General features: G+C 48.6%; 16 protein-coding genes. All 16 read right to left on the bottom strand.

Features of this window, described 5'->3' with window-relative positions; genetic code table 11:
- Positions 1 to 13: 13 nt before the first annotated feature.
- Genes KQJ23_RS12780 through KQJ23_RS12710 form a run of 16 tightly spaced genes read right to left on the bottom strand, consistent with a single transcriptional unit; the run spans position 14 to position 11,495 of the window.
- Positions 14 to 448, bottom strand: coding sequence for a hypothetical protein (locus KQJ23_RS12780; protein ID WP_216479274.1), 435 nt, complete (start codon positions 446 to 448; stop codon positions 14 to 16).
- Positions 429 to 956 (bottom strand): hypothetical protein, encoded by a 528-nt coding sequence (locus KQJ23_RS12775; protein ID WP_216479273.1) that lies wholly within the window; start codon positions 954 to 956, stop codon positions 429 to 431. Before KQJ23_RS12775 ends, KQJ23_RS12780 begins: the two co-directional genes overlap by 20 nt.
- Before the next feature lie 18 nt (positions 957 to 974).
- Complete coding sequence (locus KQJ23_RS12770; RefSeq protein ID WP_216479272.1) at positions 975 to 1,655, bottom strand: hypothetical protein; 681 nt, start codon at positions 1,653 to 1,655, stop codon at positions 975 to 977.
- Between the two features lies 1 nt (position 1,656).
- Complete coding sequence (dnaN, locus tag KQJ23_RS12765) at positions 1,657 to 2,796, bottom strand: DNA polymerase III subunit beta (RefSeq protein ID WP_216479271.1); 1,140 nt, start codon at positions 2,794 to 2,796, stop codon at positions 1,657 to 1,659.
- A complete protein-coding gene (locus KQJ23_RS12760) occupies positions 2,793 to 3,464 on the bottom strand; it encodes a hypothetical protein (protein WP_216479270.1) in 672 nt (223 codons plus the stop codon). The genes dnaN and KQJ23_RS12760 overlap by 4 nt, the downstream gene beginning before the upstream one ends.
- An 18-nt stretch (positions 3,465 to 3,482) precedes the next feature.
- The gene (locus tag KQJ23_RS12755) at positions 3,483 to 3,857 is read right to left on the bottom strand and encodes a hypothetical protein (RefSeq protein WP_216479269.1); all 375 of its coding nucleotides are present in this window, start codon (positions 3,855 to 3,857) and stop codon (positions 3,483 to 3,485) included.
- Positions 3,823 to 5,124: a replicative DNA helicase gene (locus KQJ23_RS12750; RefSeq protein WP_249529730.1), complete on the bottom strand. Its 1,302-nt coding sequence runs from the start codon at positions 5,122 to 5,124 to the stop codon at positions 3,823 to 3,825. Before KQJ23_RS12750 ends, KQJ23_RS12755 begins: the two co-directional genes overlap by 35 nt.
- 46 nt (positions 5,125 to 5,170) lie before the next feature.
- Positions 5,171 to 5,515: a replicative helicase loader/inhibitor gene (locus KQJ23_RS12745; RefSeq protein WP_216479267.1), complete on the bottom strand. Its 345-nt coding sequence runs from the start codon at positions 5,513 to 5,515 to the stop codon at positions 5,171 to 5,173.
- On the bottom strand, positions 5,475 to 6,389 hold the full coding sequence (locus KQJ23_RS12740; RefSeq protein WP_216479266.1) for a replication protein: 915 nt from the start codon (positions 6,387 to 6,389) through the stop codon (positions 5,475 to 5,477). The genes KQJ23_RS12745 and KQJ23_RS12740 overlap by 41 nt, the downstream gene beginning before the upstream one ends.
- A gap of 16 nt (positions 6,390 to 6,405) precedes the next feature.
- Positions 6,406 to 7,014: a hypothetical protein gene (locus KQJ23_RS12735; protein WP_216479265.1), complete on the bottom strand. Its 609-nt coding sequence runs from the start codon at positions 7,012 to 7,014 to the stop codon at positions 6,406 to 6,408.
- The gene (locus tag KQJ23_RS12730) at positions 7,014 to 7,172 is read right to left on the bottom strand and encodes a capsule biosynthesis GfcC family protein (RefSeq protein ID WP_216479264.1); all 159 of its coding nucleotides are present in this window, start codon (positions 7,170 to 7,172) and stop codon (positions 7,014 to 7,016) included. The genes KQJ23_RS12735 and KQJ23_RS12730 overlap by 1 nt, the downstream gene beginning before the upstream one ends.
- 12 nt (positions 7,173 to 7,184) lie before the next feature.
- On the bottom strand, positions 7,185 to 7,337 hold the full coding sequence (locus tag KQJ23_RS24185; protein ID WP_212944385.1) for a DUF6906 family protein: 153 nt from the start codon (positions 7,335 to 7,337) through the stop codon (positions 7,185 to 7,187).
- Between the two features lie 5 nt (positions 7,338 to 7,342).
- Positions 7,343 to 7,615 (bottom strand): hypothetical protein, encoded by a 273-nt coding sequence (locus KQJ23_RS12725; protein ID WP_216479263.1) that lies wholly within the window; start codon positions 7,613 to 7,615, stop codon positions 7,343 to 7,345.
- Positions 7,616 to 7,639: 24 nt separating this feature from the next.
- The gene (locus KQJ23_RS12720; RefSeq protein WP_216479262.1) at positions 7,640 to 8,365 is read right to left on the bottom strand and encodes an MBL fold metallo-hydrolase; all 726 of its coding nucleotides are present in this window, start codon (positions 8,363 to 8,365) and stop codon (positions 7,640 to 7,642) included.
- Complete coding sequence (locus tag KQJ23_RS12715; RefSeq protein ID WP_216479261.1) at positions 8,365 to 9,495, bottom strand: hypothetical protein; 1,131 nt, start codon at positions 9,493 to 9,495, stop codon at positions 8,365 to 8,367. The genes KQJ23_RS12720 and KQJ23_RS12715 overlap by 1 nt, the downstream gene beginning before the upstream one ends.
- The gene (locus KQJ23_RS12710; protein ID WP_216479260.1) at positions 9,492 to 11,495 is read right to left on the bottom strand and encodes a hypothetical protein; all 2,004 of its coding nucleotides are present in this window, start codon (positions 11,493 to 11,495) and stop codon (positions 9,492 to 9,494) included. The genes KQJ23_RS12715 and KQJ23_RS12710 overlap by 4 nt, the downstream gene beginning before the upstream one ends.
- Positions 11,496 to 11,513: the final 18 nt, after the last annotated feature.

Raw genomic sequence — 11,513 nt, 5'->3', positions numbered from 1 at the left:
GCTCTCTTCCCCCTCAATTCTTCCGGTCCAGCTTCAATGCCAGCGCCATCCGGTTAATGTCATACTTGCTGCGCTTCAACGCCTTCGCCGCCTGCGTCCGATTGGTGCTGTCGTAGTTCTCAATCATCCACTTGCGTTCGGCGTCCGACATGACCAACGGGACCTCTTCCGGAGGAGGTAGCACGTAAGATGCATTTCGCTTGATCGACGATGGGTCACTGTTTAAGACCAGTTCATTTTTTCTGATGCGGATCAGCACATGGTCCGTAACCAACTTGTAAATTAGGTGGTTAAACGAGCCGCGCTCAATCCCGAGTCTTCTGGCTGCCTCTTTGCGGGATGGAGTTGTAAAGAGCTTGGTAATGACTTCGCGCTCTCTCCGGGTGATAAACCCATCTTCCTGCAGTTGGTGCAGCAAGTCCTTGGTTTCAAAGTCGAGTTCGGGCATGGTCACCCTCTCCTTCCTGAAGGTACCTCTTGGCCTGCTCTGTAGTCTGATGCAACTCCTTAAATGCAGTTCCGTCATCTTTGAGTAAGTCTGGGTGCCAGCGCTTTGCCAAATGCCGGTATCGTCTATCCACTTCTTCCAAGGTTGGGATACGCTCAAAACCCATTTTTTTAAAGCAATCCGGGACTGTTGGCGGCGGTGGAAGGAACTTCATTCCCTCGATCCAGTTTTGAAGGTCGTATAATCCTCGCTCAACTAGCCGGGATAAGTCTTCCAGTGCCAAAACAATCTGCGCGAAGGCGTCGCTGCCGTACCGAATGTTTTGTCCTTTGGCCCGTGCCTTTTCAACCGAATGATCGAAGCGATATAGTTGCTCGCGATAGCGGAACTCCACCCAGCCACCGTGCCGGCCCCAATCGAAGTTGTGCTCTTCGGCTCCTAATCTTTCCATGACTCTCGCCAACTTCTTCTCATAGTGATCAGCATCCAAATATTGCTTTCCTGCCAATTTAGACCCTCCTTTCGCCTAAAATAAGCACGTCTGTTCTGTATTTTGGGTATGACTATCCGTCGCCGCAGGCTTCCCCCGGCGTTTGCTCGTTTTTGGTTTTGGCGTATTCACGTACTCTTTGTAGCCGTCCGGATCGATGATGGACCATATGACTTCTCGCTGATAGATCAGGTCAAAGTCCTCCAGAATCTTCACCTTGTTTCGGACTTGGTACACTGCCTCGGCAATCTTGGCAATGATGTAGGCGTCCACCACGTCATTGCTGATGTGCTGGTATCCAAAATGCTCGAGTGCCGCAGCAGCTACCGCCTGCTTCTTGTCCTTGCCTTTGAGGAGTGCCTTCTTGCCTGGCTCACCTACCCAACTAGCGACATTCACAAACTTTTTAACTGCGAGGGGAGCAATCTCATCAAACTCGAGTCCCTTTCGAGTAATCATGCTCTCTATCCCGCCGTGAATTTTTGCTGTCGTGATGAGCATCTGGCTGCCGTTAGCTATACCCTCCTTCATAACTTGGTCGCCCGGCTGCAGGATCTTGTACAGCTGGTTTTCAAGTGACACCCTTTGCTCCTGAGTAATGCCGCCGGGAGCGCTCTTGCCCTTACCTTTGATCACCGTCTCCAAGATCGGATTTCCGTCTGCGTCTAGGATAACCACCCCGGTTGTAGTCGCCGGGTCGACGCCCACGAAACGCATGTCAGTTCGACGTCCTATACGGCAGGATCAGGTACAGGCTGTCTTTGCCATCAACAGGTTTGATGATGATCGGCTGCATTGGTCCAGTAAATCCGATGTTGATCTGGTCGCTGTCGATGACCTTCAGGACATCCAGCATGTACTTGGAGTTGAAGGAGATGCGGACAGGATCGCCGGTGATGCTCTCGGCCTCCAGTTGCTCACTCACTGATCCAAGTCCGGATGAGTTTGAACTGACCGTTACCGCGTTGTCCTCAACTGTCTCAAGTCGAACAATGTTGGTCTTCTCTTCCCGGGCCAAGAGAAACGCCCGGTCAATTGCTGCATTAATCGCCTTCGTGCTCACCACCAGCTCACTCTTAAAGGCAGTCGGTATGATTTTAGATGTATCAGGATAAGTGCCGTCCAGTATCCGACAGTACAGGCGAGTACGCCCGAATTCGAAGAGGACTTGGGATTGAGTGGCTGTGATCTCGACGTCACCTTTATCCGGGATCACCTTAATGAGCTCGTTGAGCATCTTACCGGAGACAACGAACTTGATAGGTGCATTGTCCCCGTCGCCGACCTCTGCGGCCGTCTGAGCCAGCCGGTGACGGTCTGTAGCCAGCAGAGTGAGCTTGGATGGCTCAAGCTGCCATAGCACGCCCGTGAGGATGGGAGACTGCTCACTTGTCGATACCGCGAAGACCGTCTCCTTGATCATGTCCCGGATATCTGCGCCGGCGATGGTAAAGGACCGCTCTTCCGTGAGCGCCGGTACCGCCGGGAACTCCTCCGGATCCATCCCGACCATGTTGATTTTGGTCTTGCCTGACTTGAGTAGGGCAGCGAATCCGACCTCAGTCTCGATGTGGACCTCCTCTTTAGGGAGCTTTTTAATCATCTCGACCAAGAGCTTCGCCGGAAGCACCACGCTGCCAGGCTCATCCACGGTTACAATCTGAGCGCCGTCCTCTGTCGCTGCCGGGATGGTCGCCTGAATGGTCGTTTCAACGTCACTCGCCGTGAGCGTGACGCCTTGTGCCGTGACATCCATTTTGATGCCAGATAGGATTGGTAGGGTGTTCTTGCCATTGATCGCCTTGGATACGTGCTGCATGGCTTCGTTGAGCCAATGCTTCAGGATGGTGATTTTCATGACTTCTCAGCCTCCTTTGCAGTGAGCCAGTCGCAGTATTTTTGACATTCTACTTGACTATTAAATACGACATTCCAACGCGATACTTTTTCAAATGGTTCGCCGCCAAATGGTTCTCTGCGCGCTTCAAACGAATCATATTCCTGTTCAACTTTGCGCTGGTAGTAGAGCGATACGGTCGGATAGTCTCCTCCCCAACTGTTTTTCGATTGATAGAATTTATAGCATTCTATTTCCTCTGGTTTATAAGATCGTACTGACTTTGAACATTCGCACATTTCGTGTTCCGATCTTCCGCTAGGAGTTTTATAATGAATCCGGCGATGCTCATCACATTTATCGCATTTAGGCTTCTTGTTGTCCTGACTGCTCGGAAACCAACCGATGAGTAAATTTTCACCCAGTAATTCCGTCAACCTCATTCTCTTTAATCTGTTTTCAAGGTCACGTTTTTCTGATTGAACTATACTAAGGGCTCGAACATGCTCCGCTTCCATCTCCGTCTTGCGTTTTTTGAATTCTTGGAGTTCTTCATTTTCCTTCCGCAGCAGTTCCATTTCAGCCTTGTATTCATCCCGCACCGATTTCATGAGGGATTGCTTAAACTCATCTATCTGCCGCTCGAACTCGCTGGGTTCGCAATAGAAATCTTCATCGTAAAATGGCATGTTTTACACCTTCCTCTCTTAATCATCCAGCCACGCCGATGCGCTCGGCTTGGGTTTTGGTAGGTCTTGCTTTGGTTCTGGTGGTGGCGGCAGTTTGGGAGTCGCTGGAGGCGATTTGGGCGGTGCTTGCTCTGCAATCTGCTTGTCAAACTCCTGATATTCCCATCCCAGCCGGTCATATTGCTCCCGAAGACCCGGGAAACTCTGAACCCGGCGACCGCGGTCATATTTGAGCATTAGTGCAACCGTCCGATCATAAATGGCCATCTTCCGCTTTCGTTCTTCGGGCGATAGGCTGAGTGGATCATCCAATTCTGCCGCCAGTTTGAATTTCGCATCTTCTGCCCGCTGGTATTCTTCATCGTCCCTTATTACTCTTCCGTTGCTGCTCATAGTCTCTCACCTTCTCACGTAGTTGCTCCTTGTTCTCTTCGGTCAGATCAGCGAAGCGTCCGTTTTTCCGGTTGAAGAACATCTGAATAGTGCCGGTCCCAATCTTTCGACCTTTAGCTACAATCAGCTCGATAATTCCTTTCCACGGCGTATCCGGGTAGTAGTAATCATCCCGATAAAGGAAGATGACCACGTCGGCATCGAATTCGATATTGCCAGATTCCCTTAGGTCTGACATCATCGGACGCTTATCATTACGTTCCTCACACTTACGGCCTACGGAACTAATTGCAACCACAGGCACATCAAAGGTTTTTGCTAGTCGCTTGAGCTGCTTGGATACATGGTTGACCCGGTCGGTCGTCTGAGTAAATTTCTTCTCCGTCTCGATCAACTGAAGGTAATCCACATAGATGATCAAGTTAGGGTGTTTCTTTTTCATAGCCTTAGTTTGTCGCCAGATGTACTCCATGGTCATACCAGGCGTGTCGTCAATGTAGATAGGCAGCTGGTCGAGTAGGTCAAGCGCCTTGCTGTAGCTGTCCCAATCGTTTTCCGTAAGTCTACCCTTTTGTACCTTACGGGCATCAATACCGCTCAGGTCGCAAATGTAGCGCTCGGCAACATCGATAGATTTCATCTCTGCCGAGAACATTCCGACGGTCCATCCGGACATAGCAGCAGATTTGGAATCATTCACGATGTAGGCAGTTTTTCCGACACTTGGACGGGCAGCAACAATGGTGAGGTCTCCTCTTTGATGACCACTGCCCATTTCATCGAGTTCTTTGCTCGCTGTCGTAGCCCCAGTTATACCGCTTCGGGATCCCCTATCCATGATCTCCCTGTGATGACCATCCAGCACGTCAGCAACAAACTCCCATCCGTCTGCTGTACCTCGACTTTGCAATTCCTGCAGCCGCTCCATCTGTTCTTTGACAAAGGTTAGGTTAACCTCTCCAGCTGCCAGGGCATCCTTTAGGGCAGTTGATGCACGGCGCTGTATGTTAGCCGCCTGAATGATCCGCTGGTACTCATCGAAGTTAGAGAGAGTTGGCACCGAGTTCCGCAACTGCATCAAATAGGTTATACCGCCGATCTTCGCGAGGTTGTTCCCCCAATGCTCTGCTAGTACAAGTGGGTCAAAAGGGTTCTTGACTCCAGGCTTATCTGCCAAGTTTTCATGGGCCCACCTGAGGGCCTTCATAACCATCCCGTTAGGTCCATCTGGATCAAACTCATCCGGACTCAGAAGACAGTCATCCATGAGATCGTGTTTTTGTAGCAGCGCCCCTAGTAACGCCTGTTCTGCCTCAAGACTCATTGTTGTTCACCGTCCGTTTCACACGCCGCTCCAGCCGTTCGCGGATATGGTCTGGCATGGGTACTGCTTGCTCATTGTATTGCTGGAGTTCCAGTAATTCCTGCTGCTCTTCGATGCGCTGGAGTTCATAAAAGGAATGGCTTTCGAGGCAAGCTTGGTAGATTTCAGCTGGAGTTGGTGCAAATTCAATCTTTGTTCGGCAAAGGTCTCGCGTCCGCTCCAATGCGATTTGGAATGGGATGTCCTGGAGGATATCCATCCAGACTCCAATCGTCCCCTCCATTTCGCTGTCTTCAATCACAAAATTCCGGTAAGCCCCCGAGATGTACCTCATCAGTGCTATCACGCCTGCCCGCTCCACTGGCATCCATCTCCTTTCTTAATAATTCATCGAGTGCGCTGCCCGTGCGCTTCTTTTCTGCCGTTTTAGTCCCTACCAGACCTTCAGGGTCAACCATCCAATAATCCTCATATCGTTTTTGGTTTAAAAAGGTGGCTGGGTAGGCGATGAACTTTGTTTCCGTTTCAAGCAGCTTACAGGTGTCTGCGAAGTTCTGTGTTTGCTCAAGTGCTCGGATTGGATCGAAGTCCTTTTGATTGCATAATCTCTTCCAGGATTCCTCAGCTTTCTTCTTGCTGATTCTCCTTGGATAGATTTCATAGAATTTTTCAAAGAGAGCATATTTATCTTTAATACTTATCTTTAAATCTTTATATCTATTTATGGGGGAACTATCGTTCACCTCATAATGGCTATTAGGTGAAGTATCGTTCACCTGATGAGGGGAAGTATAGTTCACCTCATTCGGGTTTGAATCAGGTGAAGAACTGTTCACCTCAAGCTCTTCAAACAGGTCCATTTGTTCTGGCACCTCATCACCACCACTTCTGCCGAGTATCCAACTTTCGTAATCTTTGTTGAATGACAACCTTCTCGAATTAGAGCGTGTGGCTTTCTTCGTTTCAATCAGTACATTAAGGTCAAGAAGGGACTTGATTTCTTTTTTGATGGTTCGGTCTGACAGTCCGGTACACTCGCACAGGAAGGATATTGAAAAATCATGATCTTTACGGTTGTAGCCGTATGTCAGACGCCAAACCTTCAAAACAATCCGGAGTTGAGCCCCATTGAACTTGTACCGACATATCTCATCTAAAATCTCATGAGCGATCGAAGTGAAGCCATTTTCCTTCTGGGGGCTCGCCATACCACCTCACCAACGTTCAGGTTTGTATTGATTTCAGATGATCCACGATTCTTTTAGTAAGCACAGACACTTCCCCGCTTGGTGCTTCGTGCCAATCGAGAATGATTCCTTCAATCTCGTTGTTCAGCCGCTCCTCTGGCGATTGCTCGACGGTGTAGCCATTGACTATGGCTGACATGTAATCCATAGGACGACTATATGCAAACCTTTTCAGCATTGACCCTACGTGGCTAATGTCGCTAAACTGATCTACATCGAGGAAATGCCTCTCTGATCCCGGCACACCAGCCCACTTTTTAAAGCAGTCTTCAATCCCTGCTGCCACGTCTGACGGAATCAACACTTTCTCCCGAATCTTCAACTTCTCGTTTTGCAGATCAACAATGGTCTGCGCGTGCCGTTCCAGATCGTCGATCATCTTATCCCGCTGCTGGACAACCTCGTTGTATTCGGCTTCGGTGTAGATGAGGAGACCATCCTCTTCTCGCACTTCCCAGCCGACGATCCCAGTCCCGACTTTTACAATGTAGACGCAATCTTCAAAATGAGAGAACTCATGCAGTGAAGCCACGCTATGCTCATACCAAGTTCCAGCACGTCCCCTGAGAATCAACACCTTTGCCATTACGCCCCTCCTCCAATCGTGAGCAACGCTTGAGCGACTGCCTTGGCATCATCCTCGGACAAGTTCCCGTACCGTGACTGGTGTGTCAGCTGCTTGATGCGGTGCTGCCGGTCTTTGTTGACCTCGTTCAAAAGCTTGCGAAAATGATAATTGGACATTTATAAGACCTCCTACAGGAAAATGAGTTTATAATCACCTTTGAATCGATGGACTAAATGCCAGCGATCGGGCTCTTGCTTACTTATCAGCCAATCAGAAGGTGTTGCAACATGCTTGGCTAATACCTTCAGTTGACGTCGGGTGGGGTTCTTTCCGTTCTTCATGATGGTCACCCTTGTGAGTAGAATTTTTGAACCGGCTGGCCTGTGCTCTTGGCGATTTGCTTGCGCTCATGGCGAGAGAGGATGCTACCATATGCGTTTTTGATGGCTGTGGCGATCACTGACGGCCCGATGTTGCCGGGCTTGTATGCCTTCTTTTCGGAAACGGTCCGTTTGAACTGACGACGAGATTTGAATAATGCAAAGTCATTAGCAGCGCCTGATTGAATCGATGCGGTCAGTGCGTCTTTCTTATTGGCAAAGCGGTTATTATTTTTCATTGGATAAGTCCTCCTAAGGTTTGATTAGCGGTCAGCTACATAGACCGGGCAGCCAGTTAAGGCTTGAATTTCTCGTTTGAATAGTTCGGCGTCGCTATTCGAATCCGACAAGTGAATCAGCCATATTTCTTTAACCCGGCTCATGTCGCTCTCTCGTAAAAACTCAATCATATTTTCTAAGCTGAAATGGGATCGGCGAAGTCGCTTCCGGCGCATGATTAGGTCCCGTCTAACATTTTCATCTTTGGTTTCCAAGATGTTTCTTTCAACGACTCCTTCGCTGTAATTACATTCGATCAGCAAATGCGTGAGCCCGGAAAATTTATATCGAATGTAGTAAGTATCAGTCGCAAACAGTAGTTTTTCTCCGGATCTATTAGCTAAAAGGAATCCAAGGGGTTCATCGACATCGTGTTCAACCTCGAAGGGCAACACCGTCCAAGTTCCGACCGTGAATTGATTGCGGGCTTGAATTGGTATAGCGCGGTGCCCGCTCAATCCTGCAGCAGCCAGCGTCCCTGTTGAGGCGTAAACGTCGACTCCAGATTGCATCATATCCAGAGCGGACTTGCAATGGTCTTGGTGGTTATGAGTTAAGAGGCATCCGGCCATGCTGGATATTTGATAATTAAGTCTGTGCTGTAGGTCCTTAAATCGTAGTCCACACTCCAGCAGGAGCGGGGTATGACCATCCGTTATTCGATAGGCATTGCCCGCGCTGCTGGAGCCTAATGGCTTGATGTCGATCATCAGAAATCATCATCCGCTGGAGGTGTTTCCCCCTTCTTGGTCTTCTCCGTAACCGACGACTTCTGCACAGGATCTCGCTTAACATCTGTTGTTTGGTTGCTTTCAGGATCAGCGGACTGTGTCGGATTCTCTTCTGGTGTACGAGTAGCCTCAGGCTCGGGAGTGATATCAATCGGTTCCCTGTTTGCACGTTCAGCGATCTCCTCCCGAACCGACGAATATTCTCCATCAGAAGCACGATCATGAACTAACTCCACAAAAGCATTGCTGAACTCTTTAGGGATCTTCTTGACTGCGTTATTACGCATTTTCCGGATGATCATAGACTCTCGGCTGTGATATTCAAACCAGGCCGGGCTAATCCATTGCTGCAATTCCGGATCGTCCAAGGCATCCAAACCTAAACCTGAAGCTTTTTTAAGAATTTCGGATTTCTTTTCGGCGATCTTTTTCAACTGTTCTGGATTAGCATCGTAGCGAGTTTTGCCACTCGGAAGAATCCCGAACGTTTCATTCATCATGTTGTTTTGGATATGAGCAACAAGATTCTTCGAGACATCCTCTCGCTCAGAAATGAAGTATTGGATGCTATCATCTGTGAAAATGATAGGGTAGACTACCCGAATAACTTCTCCCTTGCCCTTTGGGGTCCATTTAGGCGGAGTCATTTCCAGCCCGTTAAAAGTTGGATATTCGAACTCATCGCCTTCACGAACAAGCCAGTACGGTCTAACTTGAGCAACATTGCGACCAAACCGGGCAAGAATGGCGTCGTTCCCATCCCCCTCAATCCCCATCTCAACTTGCTTTTTCCATACGTCTTTCCCTTCACTCTTCACTTTCACGTTGCGAATTTGGAAATAGACTTCTCTTGGACTCGCAGCAGCATTAAGCTTCAAGGCTGCTACGTTGAGCAATATCGTTGTCACATTGTTCTTGTCCAGATCTGGAGAGCTGAACGTGATCCCCTTCGCTTCAAGCGCGGCATTAATCGAAGAGAGAGCATTCATAACGCACTGCTTCGAATATTGGTCCATGTTAATACCGTTACTGACTAGTTGATTTTCTATCATAGGGAGAAAGGTATCATTGACCTTGGTTAGGCCAGTCGAATAGATTTGATTACTCAAAATAATTCCTCCTGTACAATGGATTGTTTTTTGGATACTCGAAGCTGCGAATCTTCCCGGCTAACGATCAATCGAATTTGTTGGCCGGCCGTGTATGCGATGTCGGTTACCGCTTCCGCGTTATCGATGAAGATTGGAGCAACAATGCCGTAATGCTCCGAAAGCGTGTTGATAATATCCAGTCCAGCATTAAGTTGTGCCGCCCTGTTCAGCCCGTCTTCATATGGAACAAGATTCAGGCCATACAGAATTTTGCAGGTTTCGTTCAGGGCTCCATTAACCTGGGTTTCGAACAACCGAAAGCGAACATCTCTGAATTTTGAATTGATTTTTGATTCCAGCATCTGGACCTTTATTCGAGTGAACTCTTCCGTAAGGTAAAGTTGCCGCTCAAGCTCTTCGTACTGTTTGGCAAGTCCTCTTTCTTCCGCCTTCAATTCCTCTATTCGCCTCATACCTTTTTGAACTTGATCGATGCTGGCATACTTCTTTTCTTCCGACTCAAGGTCAGTTCTGAGTTTCGCCAGTTCCAAACGGACACTCTCGAGAGCGCTGACTGATTGGGATCGCAGTTCACGAATATTCCTCTCGATTGCTTCCTTTTCTTCAAGTTTGGCCGTGTATTCCGGATTTGCTGAAGCTTCAGGTACATCAACTTCCATTTGCTGAACAATTGCAGCCAATTCTTTGACTTCAAGGTTTAGAGAATGAATGGAGCTTTGCTTTGCATCGATCGTGCTCGATATACGATCAATCTCCGCTTCCCATTGTTCGGCCAACGATTTTTCTGTTTTCCCACGAGTCACAATCTGTTCAAGTGTCCGGGATTTATTTTCGTTGAATTGCCGTTCTGCCTTATTCCGAGCCTCTTCAACCTTTTCTGGAGGGAGAGGTTGTCCGCAGGATGGGCAGGAATCAGAAGTGTCATATACAAATTCCATGGCCTTGACCTTATCTCGCTCTTCCCGTAGCCGAGCTCGCTCAGCCTCGTTCTGGCTGATTTGATTACGGAGTCGATCTATTTGCCCCTGAGCCCGTTTGATTGAATCCTCAATCTCATTAACTTCACCTTGTTTCTTGGACAAGGCTCTTCTCTTGGTACTTAATTTCTCAAGGGTAGCGGCTTGGAGATTGTTCTTAATCTGGAGCAATTCGCCTTCGATTTCCCGAAGTGCGTTGGTCTTTACAGAAACTTCTCCCCCGCTTTGAATCCTAGTTAGTTCTGCTTCCTTTTCTTGAATCTGCCCTCGGAGAGTTTTAATCCCCTGCAGCAATGCGTCTCCGTCAGATCCAGACACATCAGGCATCCCGCGCTGGACTTCCGAAATCCGTACCGGTATATCCTTAAGCTTGCTGTTGACCGCTGCCTGGTCGGATTTGATTTTGTCCCGGTGGCGCTCTAAAGTTCGATCCTCCATCAAGGATGGAAGCTCTGCCAAGCCTTCATTGCTGGCGATTACCTCATCGTCAGTGATGTCACCGCAGACCTCAAGGAGCAACGAGCGCCGCTTTTTCCAGTCCAGATGCTCTGGAAAATAAGCAGGGTTGGTCAGAAGTTTGAACGTCTCCTCAGAGATGATCTTTGCAATCTCGGCGTTATATTCGCCCTCACTGTAAGGGGCACCGTCAATGTAATAGTCCGTTTTGTGCCCGGTAAATTCGGCCTTGGTAGCCCCGCGCTTCTTGGTCCATTTCTCTGAGAACACTTTCCTTAAAGTCCGGCGCTTTCCGTCAATCTCAAGAACCCCAGTCACTTCATGTTCAGCCCCGTGTATCGGCTCCCCAGTAGAATCCAGAGTTTTAATCCATTTCTCCGGTTTCCCCTTATCTTGGCTGTCCTTATGAAACAAGAGGAAGTTGAATCCATCAAACAAGGTCGTCTTGCCGCCGGCGTTCGGGCCATATACATCAATGTCCTCTCCACCTGCTTCCAACGTGAAATTCGTTAACCCCTTGAAAAGATTGAATGTCAAGGAAATGAGTTTAATTTCAGTCGCCATTTGCTATCCTCGCTTTCT

It is taken from the genome of Paenibacillus brevis (assembly GCF_018919145.1).
Lineage (GTDB): Bacteria > Bacillota > Bacilli > Paenibacillales > Paenibacillaceae > Fontibacillus > Fontibacillus brevis.
The sequence above is the reverse complement of the archived record's forward strand: the minus strand, read 5'-3'. Positions and strand labels throughout refer to the sequence as shown.